The organism is Sphingobacterium wenxiniae, assembly GCF_900116225.1.
Taxonomy (GTDB): Bacteria; Bacteroidota; Bacteroidia; order Sphingobacteriales; family Sphingobacteriaceae; genus Sphingobacterium; species Sphingobacterium wenxiniae.
This window is the reverse complement of record NZ_FOZZ01000006.1, coordinates 111,876-131,386: the sequence shown is the minus strand read 5'-3', so window position 1 is coordinate 131,386 and position 19,511 is coordinate 111,876. Positions and strand designations below refer to the sequence as shown.

Below are 19,511 nucleotides of genomic sequence, written 5' to 3'. Positions count from 1 at the left end.
CACTTTGAAATTAAGCTACCTGTCCATCTTCATGTTTGAACTAACACAAGAGGAATACGAATCTTTAAGGTGTCGAGTAGCTAAGGGGAATTCACCCCAAAGCCCTCACAGAACCGTGCGTAAAAATCTCGCCTTACACGGCTCTTCCAGATCCAACCAACCCTTTGTGATAGGAAACACTGATTTTTGTATTTTTTACTTTTTCGTTTATAAATGCTTCAATTTCTGATAAGGGGACATCCTCAAGCGAAGGATATTTACTGACATGCTTGAGAAATACACTCGCATAGTCCTTGTACGATCTAATAGTGTTGTCTGCGTATCGCTGTATCGACAATCTCTTTTCGAACGTGTCAAGTATGATTTCGCTATTCATATCGAAGAGATTATACTTTTAAATATTTTGCTACGTTATCCATGACAACCACACTTACTAAATAAAAGTATACCAATTAGTTATATAAGAATTAAAAACAAATAGCGAAATGCGCCTATAGGATTGGTTAGGCGAAATTTTTTGTATATTCGTTTCGTTAATACTAATGATGATACGCAATCCGCTACGCTCCTTGCGTATCATCGGCTCGGCGCCTTCACCGCCTGATGAATTCCGTCGCTTCGCAAAGCCGCCGAGCCGTTACAGGCAATGTTACACGACTACACAGCCCGACACTTGAAAAACTCATCGTAGGACTGTCCTTGAGGAACTTTCATTGGACTTTGTTCTAAATTTTAACGACAGTTCTTTTCTAAACTTTTGCGGTTGGACAGTCCATCGCTGACTTTTAGAAAAAATTATCCGACTGACAAACATCTAACACCGTAGTAACGGTTTGCAACCAGACAGACACTTTTTACCAAATGGTAAATAATAGACGAAGCAGTTTTCTAACTTTGCGACAATGAAAGAATTGATAGAATATATTTTACAATTTGGAAATTTGAACAAACAACAAATTGACCTTATTACAAGTAAAGTGACGGAAATAGAACTTCGCAAGGACGAGTATTTTTCAGAAGCAGGTAAAATTCCCCGACAAGTCGGTTTCGTTGTGGACGGTGTAGTTCGTGGTTGCTACTACAACAACAAAGGCGAAGAAATTACACGCTGTTTTATTGCTGAAAATAATTTGGTAGTTGATTATGTGAATTTTGAAGCATATTCGGCTTCTGCCGAATATTTGCAAGCCAGCACAAATTGCAAACTCATTGTGTTTTCAAAACAAGATTGGGAAGAACTTTCTCATACAATCGTAGGTTGGGACAACATAAAAAACAAAATGGTGCAAAAGTGCCTTTATCAAAAATCAAGAAAAAGCCCTGTAATTTCACAAGATGCAACTACACGTTATTTGGAATTTTTAGAAAACTATCCATCACTTACTAATCGTGTTGCTCTTTCTCACATTGCTTCTTATTTGGGCGTTACACAACAATCATTGAGCAGAATAAGAAAAAATATCCACTAAAATCACTTTTTACCAAATGGTAAATGACTTCATTTTTAATCGGTCAATCTTTGCACCGTAAATATTAAAACAGAAAAAAATGAAGACAGCATTTATCACAGGAGCAAACAAAGGCATTGGCTTTGAAACAGCAAAACAATTATTGCAAAAAGGACTTTACGTTTACATCGGAAGCCGAAATTTGGAAAGCGGTTTACAAGCCGTTGAAAAACTGAAAGCCGAAAATCTGACAAACGTTGAAGCAATTCAAATTGACGTAACCGATGATAATTCGGTAAAAAATGCCCGAACAGAAATCGGAAAAAAGACAGATAGTTTGGACGTTTTGATTAACAACGCAGGTATCAATGGCGGTGCACCATATACCGCACTTGAAGCAAGTTCAGAACAATTTTTGTCAGCGTTTAACACCAATGTATTTGGCGTAGCAAGAGTTACACAAGCATTTATTGATTTGCTTAAAAAATCGCCAGAACCAAGAATTGTAAATGTAAGCACAAGTGTTGGTTCACTTACACTTCAAAGCGACCCGAATTGGTTCGGTTACAACTTTGCAAAATATGCAGTTTACGGTTCGTCAAAATCGGCTTTGAATATGTTTACTGTTCATTTGGCTTACGAACTTCGGGACACACCTTTCAAAGTAAATGCAGTTTGTCCGGGTTACACAAAAACCGACTTTACGGGTTTCAACGGTGGCGAAGTTGAAGAAGCAGGAAAACGCATTGTAAAATATGCTTTATTAGACAAAGACGGTGTAACAGGAAAATTTATCAGTGAAGAAACTAATCCAACAACAGGCGAAATTGATTGGTAGTAACGAAAAACACTGCCTGTAACAAGGGTTTGGCGTCAGGCGGGGTTTAGTGCTTCGTTTGACGCTTTTTTGTATATTTGGACTTTGGTTCTTCGAATCAACGTTTGTGCTAAAAATCCCGCCCGAACGCCAAGCCCCGAACCGTCAAACTGTCTAAAAACCTTTCTACTTATTCACATAAGTATTTATAACTTTTCCTACTATTTCGCTTTAATAAGATCTATTTTTCATATTTTGTAGTATGAAATTCATCGTAGGAAAAGATAGAAATCAGACTGAATTTTTCTGTTTAGAACAAGCTATTAGCCAAGAGAATGAAGTACGGTTGATTGATCTTTTTGTTTCAGCAATCAACATGAAAGATTACGGGTTTGATATGAACTTTGTAGACAATGGTAGACCTGCATACCACCCTGCGGTACTTTTAAAACTTTATATTTACGGTTATCTCAACCGAATTCGGTCGTCCAGAGCTTTAGAGAAAGAGTGTAAACGAAACATTGAACTCATGTGGCTCCTGAAAACTCTTGTGCCCGATCACAATACCATTGCCAATTTTAGAAAAAATAACCCTAAGGCGATCCGTAAGATATTCCATGCTACGGTTGCTCTTGCCAAAAACTTTGATTTGATCGGTGCCAAACTTCTGGCGGGAGATAGCACGAAACTTAGGGCACAAAATTCGAAGAAAAACAACTTTAATCCTACTAAAATTAAAAGACATTTAGATTATATCGATGAGAAACTATCAGCATATAATACCATCCTCGATGAGCAAGACAACATACTTAGCGATGCTAAAAAAATAGAAATTCAACAGAAAATAGCCAAACACAATCTCCAGAAAAACAAATACCACACTTTTCAGAAACAGCTGGAAGAAACTAATGAAGTACAGATCTCAAGTTCTGATCCCGACAGCAGACAGTTGATAACTCGAAATAACATTACTGAGGTGGCCTACAATGTTCAAACTACTGTCGATGCTAAACACAACATCCCGATCGATTTTAAAGTAACCAACCAGAACGATAGCAAAGCTATGGGAAATATGGTTCGAAGAGCAAAAAACATTATCGGAAAAAGTGATTTCATACTGCTTTATGATAAAGGTTACCATACTGGAACGGAGTTTGATTACGCTCACAAACAGGGAGTATCAGTAATGGTCGCTGTACCGGAAGTTGCCTCACATGCTCCGAACATTGCTTTTGATGTGGCTAACTTTAGGTATGATAAAAAGCTCGACCACTATACCTGCCCGGCAGGCCAGCAATTGCAAACCAATGGAAGGTGGTACTTTAAAAAACATGGCAAAACAACTAACAGGATGAAGCATTATAAGACGGCTGCCTGTAAATCTTGCAGCTTGTTTGAACCCTGTACAAAGAACAAAGCAGGCAGGTTAATAGAACGTACTGAACATGCAGAACTGATTGAGGCGAATAAACAACGTATAATAAACAACAAAGAATTATACCGAAGGCGGCAGGCTTTTGTCGAGCATCCTTTTGGCATCATCAAACGCCAGTGGGGCTTCTATTATATCATGACAAAGAAAACCATTAAACATGCTTCTGCTGATGTAGGCTTAATATTTACAGCATTCAATCTGAGAAGAATATTCAACTTGATAGACAAAAATACACTTCAAAAGCATCTGATTATGCTTGCTTGTTTTTATTACCTTTTTGTCTGTCATTTTAAGCTTTTCTTAGGGAGTTTCTTGCATTTCGTAAATACATATTTGTACAATAAGGACACTTTTATTATAGCCTTAAATCGCGTATATTTAACTAATAGGAGTTAGATCTGAAAATCAATTTAGGTTATTAGACAAACTGCCGTTGTGCGACACTCTAACTGAATTCAACGCTTAATTTCCTCAGTTCATTCGATTTTATCCTGTAATTATTGTTTTTATATTGAACAAGAAATTATGTCACAATATTTTTGCTTCATCAAACATTTAAAATCAAAAAAGATGAACAGAGAATTAGTTTTTTTAAGAACATTTGCTTTAGCTACAGTCATTGGAGTTTTTTTTATTACAACATCTGCATTTAAAAAGATGGGTAACCAAAGATTCAACGAAATAGACGTAGAACGCATCAACATCGTGGAAAAAGACGGCACTGTAAAAATGGTGATAACTAATGTGGATAGATTTCCACACGGAAATGACACAATCAATGGCAGACCAACGAATGATGATAGAAAAAAACGTTCGGGAATGTTGTTTTTCAATGAGGATGGCATTGAATGCGGAGGATTTATCTACGACGGGCAAAAAAATGAAAATGGTCATTCGGCAGGACTTTCTCTAACATATGACCAGTATGACGGAGATCAGGTAATGCAATTACTTACAACAGATTTCCAGCAAGGTGATGAAAGGATTGTAAGTAGTGGATTGACATTTAATGATCGCCCAAGTAAGGAATCTCAACTTAAAACTTTCGAAATTATGAAAGAGCTTGGAGAACTTAGAAAAACAAATCCGAAAGCGATGCGGGAAAAATACAAAGAATACGAAAAACAAGGTCTTGTAGGAGGTGCTGTTCGTGTGATGATAGGGAAAAACAGAAGTGAAAACAACGGGCTGTTTCTCTTTGATGATATAGGATCCCCAAGAGCTATGTTTTATGTAGATAAGAGTAATAAGGCAAAGCTTGATTTCTTTGATGAAAAGGGAGAAATAATTGCGTCTTTTCCGGAAGAAAAATAAAATAAATCAATTTATCAAATAGCCTTATACGATTTATAGGGCTATTTTTGCGAAACTAGCATATAGAAATGAAAACCCTTCTTTATAGAATATATCAAAACCGTCATTTTCTGTTGTTTATTACACTGTTTGCCTATGTACAGTCTATTTATACGAGGATTTCAGTAAGACAACATATCAATGCATATACATTTACACCCGAAGCGGCAATAGCTTCTCTACTTGCTTCAGGTTTACTTTTTTTAGTGATTCTTTTCTTTATCAGAAAATCGCAGCAGTCCGATGTTTTCAACACAAAAGAAATGTTGAAAATATTTGGCACATCACTTATCGTATATGTTGTTATTATGCAGACAAGTGGGCTTCTTATTGCTTTTACATTAAACAAAATAGAACAGAATTTTAACCAACAAACATTTGTCCTTGCTCTATTTTCAGATTTTTTGGACGGTCTTATTTATGGTAGTTTTTTTCTTGCTTACTACTACTACCATAAAAGCAAAAAACACCAGGAGCAATTAGTGAACTATCATAAAGCACTTGCCGACAGCAAGATCAATCAATTGAAAACACAGCTCAATCCGCATTTTTTATTTAATAATTTGAATGTATTGGATCAATTAATTGAAGAAGATAAACACAAAGCATCTGATTTCTTGAATGAATTTGCTGAAATTTACCGATATGTATTGCAATCATCAGAAAAAGAATTAATAAATATCAACGAAGAAATAGATTTTGCCAAACAGTATTTTAAACTTATTCAACATAAATACGAAAATACGTATCAACTGAATATTGAAAAAAACAGCAATGGTTTTGTCGTTCCGCTGAGTCTACAATTACTGATTGAAAATGCCATTCAGCACAATATGGGCACATCAGAAAATCCTGTTTGTATCAATGTACACATTGACGAAAACATTATGGTTTCGAACAATATGAATCTGAAGCGAAACATAAAGCCAACATCGGGAAGGGCATTGAAAAACTTAAAAGAACAATATCAATTGTTGTCTGACAATCCAATTAAAGTCTATCAATCTGAAAAAGAATTTTCCGTAACCATTCCCATTATTCATATGAAAAACCAATGATAAAAATACTCATTATAGAGGACGAAATCCCAGCTCGTAAAAAGCTTAAACGGTTTATTGAAGAATTAAATTCAACTACCGAAATCATAGCTGAATTGGACACGGTTGAAGATGCGGTTGAGTTTCTTAAAAATCAAAACCCAGACATCATCTTTTCAGACATTGAACTATTGGATGGAAATGCTTTCGAAATTTACAGACAAGTTCAGGTTGACTGCCCTATCATATTTACCACAGCTTATGACCAATTTTGGATGGATGCTTTTGATGGAAATGGTATCGCTTATCTATTGAAGCCTTTTTCTAAAGAACGATTTCAAAAAGCTTGGGACAAATATCTCTTATTTAGAAATTCTAATTCGAGAGAAGATGATTCAATTGCCAATCTCACGAAACTTTTTCAGCAAAACTTTACCGAAAAACGATATAAAAAGCGTTTTTCCATCAACACACATCAAGGAATTTATTTTTTAGAAACGGAAAATATCTTGTTTTTTGAAGCTAATGAAGGTGTTATTTTTGCCTACGATAGCAAAGGGAAGAAACACTTGCTTACCGAAGCTACATTAAAAGAAATAGAACAGCAACTTAACCCCTCTGACTTTTTCCGAATCAATCGAAGTGAATTTGTTCACAAACCTTACATCGAAAAAATAGAGCGGTACAACAAAAATACACTTGCCATCAAATTAAGAGGATTTGAGACTTACTTAAAGACCAGTCAGAGTAATACGGCAACATTTCGAGAGTGGATTGAAAAATAAGAGCGATCGCACAACATCGCATTGGTAAAATGGTGGGGAAACGGCTAAGTTGAAAACTTCTGCATATTTTCTCGCAAAAACAATTTTCTTGCTCTTTTTTTGATAAATTAGCAAATAGAAATTGGCTTTTGCTACGTGTCGTCTAAATCGAAACTTTAGGCTTCGATTTTCCGCTCCTTCGCCAAGCTGCCAAACTGTTATAGGCAATTTTATAGACACAGTTAGTAATATTGAAAAAACACAATTCTATATAATTAAATATGACAACATTAAACAGGACAAATTCAGGCAATATAGACTTTCAAAATTTAGTTTTAGAACTTGACAAAGACCTAGCAAAGAAAAATGGAGAGACGAATGATTTTTTTGTACAGTATAATAAAATTGACCTTATTAAAAATGTAGTTGTTGCATTGAATGATAATTTACCCATTGGTTGTGGTGCTATAAAGGAATATGACAAATCAACAATGGAAATAAAAAGAATGTATGTGCCAATTGAAATGCGAGGAAAAGGAATTGCAGTAGCAGTTTTAAATGATTTGGAGAATTGGGCGAGAGAATTAGGCTATAAAAGATGTGTTTTAGAAACAGGCAACAAAATGCTTGAAGCGATTGGCTTATATAAAAAGAGTGGTTACAAAATCATTAAAAATTATGGACAATACGAGAATGTAGCAAGTAGTATTTGTTTTGAAAAATTATTGTAATTGACAAGATTAAACATGAAAAACAACGAACCGCTAATAACTAAGTTTAGCTTCGCTGAGCTCGCAAGCTCGGGTTCGTTGGGTCTGAAAGGCCAACAATGAAAACTCTGTTGAAAGGAACCGGATGGAGTTCTTGTTTTTTTGCACCTGCGTTTTTGTTTTTTTAGCAATTTAAGGCTTGACGTTCTACTTTTTAGCCTTATTGCTGTGAATGTAATCCTCCCGTACCACAGCCGTTAAAACAATCATTTCACGAGGTCGGCGAAGACAGCATCCGTACATTTTTGTACGTCCTGAGGGGTAATACAAATCTGCAGTCCTCGCTTTCCCGCGCTAATAATAATCTTTTCCTGCAATGCAGCAAACTCCTCGATATAAGTAGGGAAAGATTTCTTCATGCCGATAGGCGAACATCCGCCCCGAACATACCCAGTTATTTTTTGCAGGTCTTTCAGCGGCAGCATTTCGCAACTCTTGTTACCAGAAACCTTGGCCATTTTCTTAAAATCCAGATGCGAATCTCCCGGAATCAATGCGACAAGATACGGTTCCTGCATACCTGTCAAAACCAGCGTTTTGTAAATCGAGTCGGCAGGAATCCCCAGTACCGCAGCGACGTGCTCCGCACTAAGGTCTTCTTCATCTACTTTGTACTCCTGGAGTTCAAAATCAATGTTCAACTGTTCTAAAATCCGAATTGCATTTGTTTTCTGTGACATGTCTACAACATCTAATCAGACAAAGTTCTGTTTTTTTCAAAAGTATCAAAAAAGCAAGAAATTGTGCAAGCATTCCGTAATGTGTTATTCCACACAGAGTCCATTCCTTTGCCGGCGTAGGGCACAATATTTCTCCATAAGGCCTTCGGCGATTTCCTACGAGAGATTTTAAGCGGGCGCTCAGGGCAGGTCAACATCATTATTGAACTAAAGTTTCTCTATGCAAAACGTAAAAAAAGCTATTTCTAACGTGAAATAGCTTTTGGGGGAAATGATGTTAAGAGCCGCGCATTGCTACAACTGTTTTGCTCTTCTATAGCGCAGTATAGCCGCCATCAGCAATATAGTACGCACCGGTAACGAAAGAAGCCTTATCGGAGCTCAGAAACGTAACAAGTTCAGCAATTTCCGTTGGTTTTCCCAAACGGTTAATCGGAGCTTTGGATGCTATAACTTTTTGTTGCTCTTCATTAAGGTTGGCTTCGAGCAACGGTGTGAGGATATAACCTGGTCCTACTGCATTGCAACGAACATTCTGCTGTGCATATTCCGCAGCTATATTTTTAGTCAGTCCCACCACGGCATGTTTGGTTGCCGTATAGGCCGAGCTCATCGGTGCTGCGACGATTCCATGTACAGAAGCTATGTTCACGATGCTTCCGCCTCCATTTTTCACCATTTGCTCCAGCTGGTAGCGGCAGCCGTAAAACACGCCGTTCAAGTTGACTGCGATAACCTTATTCCAACCTTCGATATCATATTCACCAGTCAGCTGTGCCGGGCCACCAATTCCCGCATTGTTGCACGCAATATCTAGTCGACCAAATTTTTCTACCGTCTTGGCAACAAGATTTTTATTATCTTCTGCACTGGAAGAATCTGCTTTCACAAAAATAGCTTCGGCTCCTCCTTTTTGAATCTCCTCCACCACAGCCAGACCATTTTGTTCGTTAATGTCTGATACGACAACTTTAGCCCCGCCTTGTGCATATGACAATGCGATGGCTTTTCCGATACCAGCTCCAGCACCTGTTACGATTGCTACTTTATTTTTTAAATCTGCCATAATGATTATTCTTCTTATTTTCTTTTTGTAAATATATGCATAAGTTATGAATCTATGTCCATCTAAGGCTAGAATGAACCGATAGTGTTAGACTCCCGATCACACCAAGCTTTCCGGGATAAGGACTGCGATTGCCTGACATATGCAATAATTCGGTATTGCCTTGATCACCCTTTTTAGAAACTCGTCATTCGAAAACCTTTTTTTCATACGCAACAAATACGCGTTCTACCCTTTATTGAGTTCAGGTTCAAAAAGAAAATCTGTATCCCAAGCGATTTTAAAGTCCAGCTGATTGGCAAAGGGAGTATAATTATCAACGAGAAAATAAATCAATCCCAGAACGTTTTAGGCTACTGTTAAACCTTCTTCAATAGCGTCCCATAATGCAATACGCTTGCTTAGCGCTTGCTTAGCTATCTCTTTCATCTCTTCCCATTTATGCTTTTCATCTCCACCGAGCTCCAATATCATCTGCATAGCCAACGGTCCATGTTCATCTCCATCCAGTTCGATATGCCTTTGAAAATAGTACAACAAAGGATCCATATCGATATCCAGAAATTGATGTTGCAACTTGCGCAATATAGATGTGAACATAACTGGGATTAAATCTTCCCGTCCAAAGGTAAAGGCAGATGCAATTTCGTGTGCTTTTCCACGGGCTATCGTATCAAATGTAAAATATAGAAAATCCTTCACTCGGCTATCTGCCACCAGCGCAGCGATCGCGCTATCAATTTCAGCTCCTGCTTGTATGTTCTGAACAAAAGTTTGTATGTACGTAGTATCCGCTCCAATATGTTTCATAGCATCAAGGTACATTTCGTAGTGACTTAAGCGACGACCATCAATCCATTCGTCGGACTCCTCTGCCAAAACGATCTCATTGATAAGATAGCGTGCATTGCTATGAATACTGGGAAACCAAGGAATACGCACACAGGTAAGCTGTGATTGCAAAGCTTTTAACAAAGACATAAAATCCCAGACCGCATATACATGTGTCTCTGTGAACTTGCGCAGGTGTGTGATATCGCTTATTTTGTTGTACAATGAATGCTGCAACAGTATAGCCTGTTCTTCCTGTATATATTTCTTGATTTCCTGTATCCTATCCATTTTGCAAAAATACACTACGATTTACTATCTCAAAAGCAGTCCTCGCAGGAACATGATATTATGATGCAAACATTACAAAAAACTACAGGCTTGAGTCGTTTCGCATTTATCCATTAGATATGGTTGTAACGGTTTAAGCCAAGGTTCTCCCTGAGAGGTATCTTAGCTCCCTGAGGACAACTTAACAATTACCAACAACCCATAGTCTTCGAGACAATCAGCCCATGCTCACCCATTACAGCAGTAGAAAAAAAATCAAAAATTTAGTTTGCTTCGGGATAATCTTGTTACTTTTCTAAGGGTTCGTACTGAAAATAGAACCATTTGCAATAAGCGCACGTCGATTCATCTTAAGGATATCTACCACCCATTCTGCAAAGTCTTCAGGTTGTAATACCTTATCGGGGTTACCATCGGTTAAACCTCCTCGGATACTCATATCTGTAGCAATAGTGCTCGGCGTTAGGGTCACTACCCGGATATCGTCTTTTCGCCATTCCGCCATCATCGACTGTGATAATGAAATGACTGCTGCTTTGGAAGCTGCATAGGCCGCCATGCCCGCTCCACCCTTTAAACCTGCCGTAGACGCAACATTGATCACATCCCCCTGTCCTGCTTCTCTTAAATAAGGATATACTGCTCTTGCCACGAGATACACCCCAAAAAAGTTTACATCGAATACCTTTTGAAAATCTTCAGGTGCCATTTCCATCACTTTTCCAAACTGCCCCACACCAGCATTATTCACTAAAATCTGTACTCCTTCCAGCTTCTCAACTAACGCTTTTATACCTGTTTCGACCTGCACATTATTTGCTACATCAAACACAGCATAGTGTGCTTCCACACCCTGACCACGAAGCTCGTCTATTGTAGCTTGGAGATTCTCCTCGTTTTGTCCCGTGATACCCACCTGAACACCCTGTCCGGCAAGTGCTAATGCAACGGCTTTTCCTAAACCACGGCCGCCTCCTGTAATAATTGCTTTTTTCCCTTTTAATTCTGTCATCTTGATGTTGTTGTAATCCAGTCAAAAATACAAAGAATTGTGTTGAAAAAACCACATCATAGGAACGAAGCTTGCTGGCACGATCTGCAAAGCGAAGAATAGAACTAATACTTAATAAGTTCGAAGTTTACTACCCTATAATTCGAAGCTATTCTATATTCCCGCGAACAGCTTTTTGGTATATTTTCAATGCTCTTTCTCTCGCGAATCGGTGTTCTACAATCCGCGTTGCATAACCGACAGATCCAAATTCAGGAACCCATTTTTTTATATATAGTAACTCTTTATCGAATTTTTCAGTCTGCACAGTGGGGTTAAACACCCTGAAATAGGGAGCAGCATCGCACCCAGATCCTGATGCCCACTGCCAATTCCCATTGTTAGCCGCTAAATCGTAATCAGTCAATTTCTCCGCGAAATAAGCTTCACCCCAACGCCAATCGATCAGTAGATGCTTACACAAAAAGCTTGCGCTAATCATCCTAACCCGATTGTGCATATACCCTGTTTCGTTCAATTGACGCATACCCGCATCCACGATCGGATAACCAGTCTTACCCTCACACCATCTTTGAAACTCATCCTCATCGTTCCGCCAGTTGATATTGTCATATTTAGCTTTGAAGGATTGGTTTACAACTCTAGGGAAATGATATAGAATCTGCATAAAAAACTCCCGCCAAATCAACTCATCTAACCAAGCTCCATTCGAGTGCAATGCAAAGGCTACACATTCACGAATACTAATTGTGCCAAATCGCAAAGCTACTCCCAATTGTGTTGTCCATTGTAAAGCTGGATAATCCCTAAATTTATCATATTGACCAATAAGCTCTTCATCTAATTGTGGCTTAAGATAAATCAGGTCTGTTTTCTTAAACCCAATTTCACTCAACGAAGGGATCTCAACAAAATCCTGATTAAGAAAACAACTATAATCAAGAAGGTATCGCATATAATCTGCTTCACGTAAAAGCTCTTTCCATTTTTTTGAATATGGTGTAAATACGGTATATGGGGTACCATCGTTTTTTAAAACATCATTTGTATCAAAAATAACCTGATCCTTATGTGCGTAAAAAGGGATTTTTTGTTTTAAAAAAAAAATGATAGACTTCCGTATCTCTTTTAATAGCGCTCGGTTCATAATCCTTATTGCAAAAAACAGACTGAATTTCATACTTTTCACAAAGCCTTTCAAAAATATCGATGGGGTTACCATAGAAAACATTGAGTGCAGCATTCCAAACTTTTAATTCAAGATTTATTTTACAAAGAGACTGATGTATATAATCAACTCTCCTGTCCGTTTTAATGCTCAAGCCATCTAATATTTTCTGTCAAAAATAAAAATGGGGAGAACAGCATTTCCTGAAGAAAGAGCATGATGTAAACCAATATTATCTTCTAAACGTAGGTCTCTACGGAACCAGAAAACAGAAACTTTAATTCTCATTCAGGAAAAGTAATTAATCATTGCAAAGAAAAACACTTGCTATTAACACATACAAAACAATTATCCACAACGGAATCAGCATAAAGAAATACTGACTAATCAACCCGGAATCCTCGAAATTTTGCAATCAGAAGAAAACTGATACCTATCACAAAAAAAATCCAAGAAATAACAGATAATCCAAAAAAACTGAACTGATCGACAGACACAAGGAGACAACCACCAACAAAAAACACACAACCTATAGCCAGATAACGGTTGATGGATTGATTCTTTTGGTATCCACGATACAAATTCTTTAAGTCACTATTGTGTACTTTAAAGCTTAATTCTCCCTGCTCAAGCTGCTGTCCAATAGTTTTTATCATGCCAGGAGCTGTATTTAATATACAATAGCTTTCCTGGAGCTTTCGCAACACTTCTTCTTGCAAATTCTCAAAGGAAAGTCGCTTTCGCACTATACGACTTATATAGGGCTCTAATATTTTAACAAGATTGAGCCCTGGAACAAGGTCACGGCCAATACCTTCCATTATTACAACACCGCGTACCAAAAGATAGATATGGTCCGGCATAAGAATGTTATTTTTATTAAGAACGCCTGAGAACTTACTAAAGAAGGTTTTGATATCGATATGCTCCAATGTATTTGACGTGACCATATCGAAAATATCAAGAATTTCACGCTTAAGTGCCTTTTCATTTTCTATTTCAATATGTATCGCCATTTTCTTAATGGTGTAAATCAAACTATCCGCATCTTTGTTAATGAATGCAACAATAAAATCTTCCAGCAATTGCTGATCAGATGGTAACATTCGCCCCATGGCCCCCAGATCTAAAAAGCTCATTTTGCCATCTGGGGTAACCACAACGTTACCTGGGTGTGGATCGGCATGAAAAAAACCATGTTCTAAAACCTGCGTGAGAAAAAGCTCAACCCCCAGTTCTACGATATATTCTAATTTAATATTATATAACTGAGCCTGCTCTTTATCTGTAACTTTAAAGCCTTCCACCCAACTAACACAGATCATTTCATCGTTAGACAGCTCATCAAACAGCTGCATACTATGGACTTTGTCATGGTCTTTAAAATTTTGCGCAAATTGCTGAATGTTTCGAGCTTCGTGAATAAAAGAGAGCTCCTCAATCAATGTTTTTTGAAAAGCCTCCAAAATGTACGTTAGATTTATCTGACGAATTGCGGCAGAGTAATCGGAAAGAAAATAAATGATATCCTTAAGGATGAGCAAGTCAGATTCTATGGTTTTTCGAATATGAGGACGCCTGACTTTAAGAATAACTGGACGACCATCTATCAATACTGCTTTATAAACCTGCGCTATAGAAGCTGAAGCGATAGGCTCCTTGTTTACCTCTCTAAACACTTTTGAGAAGTTCTCTCCTAGCTGTTCTTGGAGATAAGCAATAATGTCTATATCTTGAGGTGGAACTCGGTCTTGCAGTTTTCGTAGTTCAATTATCAATTCACCAGGCAATAGATCTTCTCTAGAAGCTAAGGTCTGCCCAAACTTAACAAAAGTTGGACCTAATTCTTCAATAGCTAATCGAATACGTTTATAAAAGGATCCATCTATATAGTCCTCATCTTCACGACTCCCGTCCGATCTTCTTGCCAACAAGTCTCGAAAGCCATACTTAGCTAATATTTGGGTCAGCTTGGCCGTACGCTTAATTTTAATCACTTGGTTTTTGAAAGGATTCTCCATATTAACATGATATAAAGATTGTCATTCCTAAGATAATTTTTATGTTGACAACACGATATTTATCAATTATTAGACCAATATCTAAATACAGCGCATAACTAGAGCATCTATTACAGACAGATGCTTTCTCCATGATATACCTTTCTTACAAATAAAATTTGAGGCCCATAATATTACATGTACACATCATCTGCCTTTATAACCAATAAAAGCTTAAGTCCGTCAAGAAAAGTAAACTCATATCTACGACAGGGATTTTTGAAAAAGGAGCTAAAGGTTGTGGATTGAAAATTGATGTTAGTCAAACAAGAGCAACCCCGTGCCATGATCTTATACAAAGGAAGGGAGATATTTTTGGTTAAGCATCCCATTGCGATTAGTTCATAAGGACCCAAGTTTTTCTAATTTTTATGCTTATACGACACCTGTACAGGTCGTCATAAGTATCATGACCAATGAAACTGCTAAAACAATAACTGACGTTGTATAGGGTGTTCTTCTCATACGATTTTTCTTTTCACTAAGGAATACAAGAATTGTGCCTTCACACCGACCGCACATATACAATCGTCTGAAATGTAGAGATAAAGCTACATAAAACACGCCCCTCACTCTTAAGCTATAAAGAACACAGGTACTAAACCTATGTTATGGTGCTGATGGATGAATCGATTTCGGGTGTTAGTAGGTTTGACGAAGCCCCGTATGCTATTTTGTAGAGCGACTGAAAAACTGGCGCTCTTACATAACAAAGATGGATTATCCCTTAGGTTTTCTTACTTTTGTAAACGTATAAATAAAAACAGATTACGACATGAGCTTATCCGCATTGACTGCCGTTACTCCAATTGACGGAAGATACTATAATACAACAAAAGACTTATCTGCATATTTTTCGGAATTTGCACTGATTAAATACCGCGTTTTGGTGGAGGTAGAATATTTCATCGCTTTATGCGAGTCCGGCATTCCACAGCTTGCCCATTTTGACGGATCACTGAACGAAAACCTACGCAATATTTACCGCAACTTCTCCCTAGATGATGCTCAATGGGTTAAGGATAAGGAAAAGACCACCAACCATGATGTAAAGGCTGTAGAATATTTCCTGAAAAATGAATTCGAGAAATTGGGTTTGCATGATTCCTTGGAATTTATCCACTTCGGACTGACTTCTCAGGACATCAACAACACGGCTATCCCATATTCCTGGAAAGAGGCTATCGGCCATATTTACCTACCATCTATCGAGGAATTGCTGAATGAGCTGAAAGCTTTGGCAAACGAATGGACTGCTATCCCGATGTTAGCAAAAACTCACGGTCAGCCGGCATCCCCGACTCGTTTGGGCAAAGAAATCTATGTATTTATCGAGCGTATCGAAAAGCAACTGAAATTGCTTAAGCAGGTTCCGTTCTCTGCCAAATTCGGGGGAGCAACGGGTAACTTCAACGCGCATCATGTGGCGTATCCAAACAATGATTGGGTAGCTTTCGGTAATCAGTTCGTTAACGAAACACTGGGCTTATCCCGTTCGCAGACGACCACGCAAATCGAACATTACGACAACTTTGCTGCAAGCTGTGATGCGTTTAAACGCATCAACAACATCCTTATCGATCTTTGTCGCGATGTGTGGACTTATATCTCGATGGATTACTTCAAACAGAAGATTACGGCCGGACAGATTGGCTCTTCGGCTATGCCACACAAAGTGAACCCTATTGATTTCGAAAATGCGGAAGGAAACCTTGGTTTAGCCAACGCACTATTTGAACATTTGGCCGCTAAGCTTCCTATATCCCGCTTGCAACGCGATTTAACCGATTCTACCGTATTACGTAACATCGGCGTGCCTTTTGCCCATACCTTGATTGCTATTAAATCTACATTGAGAGGCTTACGTAAACTTATCCTTAACGAAAGCGCTTTGGCAAAAGATCTGGAAAACAACTGGGCTGTTGTGGCAGAAGCGATCCAAACAATCTTACGCCGTGAGGGATACCCAAAACCGTACGAGGCTTTGAAGGAATTGACCCGCACGAATACGCACGTCACACAGGACACCATTGCGACCTTTGTAGATGGCCTGCATGTATCGGAAGAAATTAAAAACGAAATCAAAGCTATCTCTCCGAGCAACTATACAGGTGTAAGCTTTGACGTGTAGATGACGGGGCAACAGGACAATTGACGTATATTTGTATCTGATTTTTTTTAGAAAACTATGGCAACAATTAACGTATATACAGAATTAACGCCGAATCCGGCTACCATGAAGTTTTTGGTCAACAAGCTGTTGATCAACGGGAGCTTGGACTACCCGAATAAAGAAAAAGCACAAGAATCGGATTTTGCACGTGAGCTTTTCAAGTTCAACTTCGTAACGGGTGTATTCTTTGCCAGCAACTTCGTCACAATCACCAAAGCGGATGAAGTAGAATGGTCGGACATCGAAGGCTTATTGAAAGACTTCGTGAAAGGTGCGGTCGAATCGGAATTAGCGGTCAAACCGATAGCACATGATGAGGATGTACAATTTGAAGGCACGGAAACTGAAATTAAAATCCAACAGGTGTTGCATGACTATGTACGCCCTGCTGTAGAGCAAGACGGTGGAGCGATAGCCTACAAATCTTTTGAAAACGGAACAGTTACGGTAGAGCTACGCGGTTCATGCAGTGGATGCCCTTCTTCCACCATTACTTTGAAAGCGGGAATCGAAGGCTTGCTGAAACGTATGGTACCAGAAGTAGAAGAAGTCGTCGCTGAGGCGATGTAAAACATAAAAAATAAGGCGATGTTTTTGCATCGCCTTATTTTTTTACTTCACCCACAAGCTATCTCGCAGCAAAATATTCTCGGAAGAGTTACCCACCATAATCTTAAATTCACAGGGCTCTACAGTCCACTCCATTTTCTCGTCCAGCAATTCCAAATCACGGGTTTACCGGTAGCTTTTAACCGCATCAGGTATTCCCGCTGTCTGCCGGGTAAATCCAATGCGGAACGCGAGCGGCTTTCGCCTACTTCCAGATGGGATTCACCCATCACCGCCACAATAATATCGCTTTCCTGCGCCAATCGAACGCCTTCTTCCATCATCGCTTCTTCTTCTGCAGTCAAAGGATAGGGAATGATTTCGCTTTCCGGCCAGTTCTTATCGATAATCTCCACGCCTTTGGCATAACGGACATGCATCCCCTCCGCAGTGGCACGTTCAGAAAGTCCGTCCTTCACCGTGGTTATCGGGTTATTGGAAGGACCGTATCTGCTCGTCGTATATCGCTCGGCTTCTGCCAAAGGCCCTGTGATCAAGATATCCTTCCATTTGGAGGCATCCAAAGGTAAAATGTTGTTCTCGTTCTTTAACAAAACCATCGACTGCCTATTCATCTCCATAGACATCGCTTCGTCAGCGGCGGTATGGACCATCTTATCGGCGTCTTGTGTGTTGTGCTGAAGCGGTGTATCAAAAAGGCCTAATCTAAACTTGGTGGTCAGCACCGCACGCACACGTTCATTCAGCATTTCTTCAGACAATTCGCCATTATTGATGATACTCATCAGCGGTGTGAGGTAGTCATTCGGTTCTGTGAAAGTTGTCCGCACATCCAAACCTGATTCCAACGCTCGCTTAATCGCATGTGGATAGGAATCGACCACCTTATGCTTATCGGAGATAAACTCAAGTGCATCACTATCGGAAACGACGTAACCGTTAAAGCCGTAGGTCGTACGTAGCAAATCGTGCATAAAATAACGGCTTCCGCTCACGGGAACTCCATCATAATCATTATGACTGCTCATTACGCCCATAGGATGTGCTTCTTGAATCACACGCTTAAAGGGATAAAGATGCAGCGTATGCATCTCGCGGGGTGCTACGTGTGGATCGGTACGGGCATTCCCATCCCTTCCCCCTTTGGGTATGGAATATACGGCATAATGTTTCAACGTAGAGGCAACGCCATGCTGCTGAATGCCTAAAACAACCTGCTTACCTAATTCGGCAATGTGATATGGATTTTCGCCGTATGTCTTTACTACCCGTCCCCAACGTGGGTCGCGCGATACATCTAAGATCGGGGTATAGACATTGGTGTAACCTAAGTATTTTGATTCACGGCCTATCGTCTCGGCTGATTGCCTTATTAATTTTCGGTTCCACGTGCTACCGATGTTGATAGGCGCGGGTAAGGGTGTGGCTCTATCATGGGTCAACCCGTGTATACCTTCATTCGTAAAATCAACTGGTATTCCCAATCGGGTTTCTTCGATAAACCAACGCTGTACGGTATTCAACGCATCGGCGTGCTTGCTGAATGGATAGGAATATTCGGTTTTCGCTCCCCTGTTGTAGGGTAAGCTATTCAGCATCTCATCGATATTTGCCAGTCCGTGTACCCAAATCTTGTTTTTCCATTCCGGTGTTGGCAATTCGCTTTCAGTATACGTCCATAGCCGTATAAAGTGGCGGTCTGATTGGCCTTTTCCTGCGGTGTCATCTGTGCTATCAGGTCTTCTACACGTTTTTCGATTGGTTGATTGACATCCTCATAAATATCTTTGACGCCATTCTTATTGAAATCAATCCAATTATCATGGTATATGTCCTTGATTTTTTGTGCATAGGAGGTGGATACGAACAGTGCTACGCCCAATATGGACAGGTAAAAAGGTTTCGGCATGTTTATATTCTTGTATTATGAGAAAGCAAGATACTATTTTTTTCATCATGTGCCCAAAAGGACAAGGTATTCCTTCATTGAAAACTTTCAATTTAGCTAAAAATCATTACCTTTACCCTCAAAATAA

At 39.0% G+C, this 19,511-nt stretch carries 19 protein-coding genes; 9 read left to right on the top strand and 10 right to left on the bottom strand.

The window, feature by feature from the left end; genetic code table 11:
* The first annotated feature begins 902 nt into the window (after positions 1-902).
* The 7 genes from BM375_RS09590 to BM375_RS09560 all read left to right on the top strand — a co-directional run bounded on the left by BM375_RS09590 (position 903) and on the right by BM375_RS09560 (position 7,585).
* Positions 903-1,469 carry a Crp/Fnr family transcriptional regulator gene (locus BM375_RS09590; protein ID WP_093365594.1) on the top strand — a complete coding sequence of 189 codons (567 nt, stop codon included), beginning with the start codon at positions 903-905 and terminating at the stop codon, positions 1,467-1,469.
* 79 nt (positions 1,470-1,548) lie between these two features.
* Positions 1,549-2,286 (top strand): SDR family oxidoreductase, encoded by a 738-nt coding sequence (locus BM375_RS09585; protein WP_093365592.1) that lies wholly within the window; start codon positions 1,549-1,551, stop codon positions 2,284-2,286.
* Positions 2,287-2,527: 241 nt separating this feature from the next.
* Positions 2,528-4,096, top strand: coding sequence for an IS1182 family transposase (locus BM375_RS09580; protein ID WP_212611661.1), 1,569 nt, complete (start codon positions 2,528-2,530; stop codon positions 4,094-4,096).
* A 174-nt stretch (positions 4,097-4,270) separates the two neighbouring features.
* The gene (locus tag BM375_RS09575) at positions 4,271-5,014 is read left to right on the top strand and encodes a hypothetical protein (protein WP_093365590.1); all 744 of its coding nucleotides are present in this window, start codon (positions 4,271-4,273) and stop codon (positions 5,012-5,014) included.
* Between the two features lie 68 nt (positions 5,015-5,082).
* Positions 5,083-6,111: a sensor histidine kinase gene (locus BM375_RS09570; RefSeq protein WP_093365588.1), complete on the top strand. Its 1,029-nt coding sequence runs from the start codon at positions 5,083-5,085 to the stop codon at positions 6,109-6,111.
* Positions 6,108-6,875, top strand: a complete 768-nt coding sequence (locus BM375_RS09565) for a LytR/AlgR family response regulator transcription factor (RefSeq protein ID WP_093365587.1) — start codon at positions 6,108-6,110, stop codon at positions 6,873-6,875. Before BM375_RS09570 ends, BM375_RS09565 begins: the two co-directional genes overlap by 4 nt.
* Before the next feature lie 260 nt (positions 6,876-7,135).
* Entirely contained in the window at positions 7,136-7,585 is a 450-nt protein-coding gene (locus tag BM375_RS09560; protein WP_093365586.1) for a GNAT family N-acetyltransferase, read from the top strand.
* 245 nt (positions 7,586-7,830) lie between these two features.
* Here the strand turns inward: BM375_RS09560 and ybaK are convergent, their stop codons facing one another.
* The 8 genes from ybaK to BM375_RS09530 form a co-directional block, all read right to left on the bottom strand.
* A complete protein-coding gene (gene ybaK, locus BM375_RS09555) occupies positions 7,831-8,304 on the bottom strand; it encodes a Cys-tRNA(Pro) deacylase (RefSeq protein ID WP_093365584.1) in 474 nt (157 codons plus the stop codon).
* Between the two features lie 313 nt (positions 8,305-8,617).
* Entirely contained in the window at positions 8,618-9,370 is a 753-nt protein-coding gene (locus BM375_RS09550; protein ID WP_093365583.1) for an SDR family NAD(P)-dependent oxidoreductase, read from the bottom strand.
* Positions 9,371-9,718: 348 nt separating this feature from the next.
* Positions 9,719-10,492 (bottom strand): DUF3050 domain-containing protein, encoded by a 774-nt coding sequence (locus BM375_RS09545; protein WP_093365581.1) that lies wholly within the window; start codon positions 10,490-10,492, stop codon positions 9,719-9,721.
* 295 nt (positions 10,493-10,787) lie between these two features.
* Entirely contained in the window at positions 10,788-11,504 is a 717-nt protein-coding gene (locus BM375_RS09540) for a 3-ketoacyl-ACP reductase (RefSeq protein WP_093365580.1), read from the bottom strand.
* A 148-nt stretch (positions 11,505-11,652) separates the two neighbouring features.
* Positions 11,653-12,684, bottom strand: coding sequence for a cryptochrome/photolyase family protein (locus BM375_RS09535; protein WP_244525865.1), 1,032 nt, complete (start codon positions 12,682-12,684; stop codon positions 11,653-11,655).
* Positions 12,572-12,826 carry a deoxyribodipyrimidine photo-lyase gene (locus tag BM375_RS17580; protein WP_262987260.1) on the bottom strand — a complete coding sequence of 85 codons (255 nt, stop codon included), beginning with the start codon at positions 12,824-12,826 and terminating at the stop codon, positions 12,572-12,574. Before BM375_RS17580 ends, BM375_RS09535 begins: the two co-directional genes overlap by 113 nt.
* A 5-nt stretch (positions 12,827-12,831) precedes the next feature.
* A complete protein-coding gene (locus BM375_RS17575) occupies positions 12,832-12,960 on the bottom strand; it encodes a deoxyribodipyrimidine photo-lyase (protein WP_262987259.1) in 129 nt (42 codons plus the stop codon).
* 95 nt (positions 12,961-13,055) lie between these two features.
* Positions 13,056-14,693: an ABC1 kinase family protein gene (locus tag BM375_RS09530; RefSeq protein ID WP_093365579.1), complete on the bottom strand. Its 1,638-nt coding sequence runs from the start codon at positions 14,691-14,693 to the stop codon at positions 13,056-13,058.
* 814 nt (positions 14,694-15,507) lie between these two features.
* Here BM375_RS09530 and purB point away from each other — a divergent pair.
* The gene (gene purB, locus BM375_RS09525) at positions 15,508-16,863 is read left to right on the top strand and encodes an adenylosuccinate lyase (RefSeq protein ID WP_093365578.1); all 1,356 of its coding nucleotides are present in this window, start codon (positions 15,508-15,510) and stop codon (positions 16,861-16,863) included.
* A gap of 57 nt (positions 16,864-16,920) precedes the next feature.
* The gene (locus BM375_RS09520; RefSeq protein ID WP_093365576.1) at positions 16,921-17,475 is read left to right on the top strand and encodes a NifU family protein; all 555 of its coding nucleotides are present in this window, start codon (positions 16,921-16,923) and stop codon (positions 17,473-17,475) included.
* A gap of 119 nt (positions 17,476-17,594) precedes the next feature.
* Here the strand turns inward: BM375_RS09520 and BM375_RS09515 are convergent, their stop codons facing one another.
* Positions 17,595-19,133, bottom strand: a complete 1,539-nt coding sequence (locus BM375_RS09515) for a glycoside hydrolase family 3 protein (protein ID WP_244525864.1) — start codon at positions 19,131-19,133, stop codon at positions 17,595-17,597.
* On the bottom strand, positions 19,067-19,384 hold the full coding sequence (locus tag BM375_RS17470; RefSeq protein WP_244525863.1) for a hypothetical protein: 318 nt from the start codon (positions 19,382-19,384) through the stop codon (positions 19,067-19,069). Before BM375_RS17470 ends, BM375_RS09515 begins: the two co-directional genes overlap by 67 nt.
* Positions 19,385-19,511 lie beyond the last annotated feature (127 nt).

Excerpts from the sequence above, each read along its gene's own strand:
- BM375_RS09590 (WP_093365594.1), top strand. The coding sequence starts at position 903 with ATGAAAGAATTGATAGAATATATTTTACAATTTGGAAATTTGAACAAA.
- BM375_RS09585 (WP_093365592.1), top strand. The coding sequence starts at position 1,549 with ATGAAGACAGCATTTATCACAGGAGCAAACAAAGGCATTGGCTTTGAA.
- BM375_RS09580 (WP_212611661.1), top strand. The coding sequence starts at position 2,528 with ATGAAATTCATCGTAGGAAAAGATAGAAATCAGACTGAATTTTTCTGT.
- BM375_RS09575 (WP_093365590.1), top strand. The coding sequence starts at position 4,271 with ATGAACAGAGAATTAGTTTTTTTAAGAACATTTGCTTTAGCTACAGTC.
- BM375_RS09570 (WP_093365588.1), top strand. The coding sequence starts at position 5,083 with ATGAAAACCCTTCTTTATAGAATATATCAAAACCGTCATTTTCTGTTG.
- BM375_RS09565 (WP_093365587.1), top strand. The coding sequence starts at position 6,108 with ATGATAAAAATACTCATTATAGAGGACGAAATCCCAGCTCGTAAAAAG.
- BM375_RS09560 (WP_093365586.1), top strand. The coding sequence starts at position 7,136 with ATGACAACATTAAACAGGACAAATTCAGGCAATATAGACTTTCAAAAT.
- ybaK (WP_093365584.1), bottom strand. The coding sequence starts at position 8,304 with ATGTCACAGAAAACAAATGCAATTCGGATTTTAGAACAGTTGAACATT.
- BM375_RS09550 (WP_093365583.1), bottom strand. The coding sequence starts at position 9,370 with ATGGCAGATTTAAAAAATAAAGTAGCAATCGTAACAGGTGCTGGAGCT.
- BM375_RS09545 (WP_093365581.1), bottom strand. The coding sequence starts at position 10,492 with ATGGATAGGATACAGGAAATCAAGAAATATATACAGGAAGAACAGGCT.
- BM375_RS09540 (WP_093365580.1), bottom strand. The coding sequence starts at position 11,504 with ATGACAGAATTAAAAGGGAAAAAAGCAATTATTACAGGAGGCGGCCGT.
- BM375_RS09535 (WP_244525865.1), bottom strand. The coding sequence starts at position 12,684 with ATGAAATTCAGTCTGTTTTTTGCAATAAGGATTATGAACCGAGCGCTA.
- BM375_RS17575 (WP_262987259.1), bottom strand. The coding sequence starts at position 12,960 with ATGAGAATTAAAGTTTCTGTTTTCTGGTTCCGTAGAGACCTACGTTTA.
- BM375_RS09530 (WP_093365579.1), bottom strand. The coding sequence starts at position 14,693 with ATGGAGAATCCTTTCAAAAACCAAGTGATTAAAATTAAGCGTACGGCC.
- purB (WP_093365578.1), top strand. The coding sequence starts at position 15,508 with ATGAGCTTATCCGCATTGACTGCCGTTACTCCAATTGACGGAAGATAC.
- BM375_RS09520 (WP_093365576.1), top strand. The coding sequence starts at position 16,921 with ATGGCAACAATTAACGTATATACAGAATTAACGCCGAATCCGGCTACC.
- BM375_RS17470 (WP_244525863.1), bottom strand. The coding sequence starts at position 19,384 with ATGCCGAAACCTTTTTACCTGTCCATATTGGGCGTAGCACTGTTCGTA.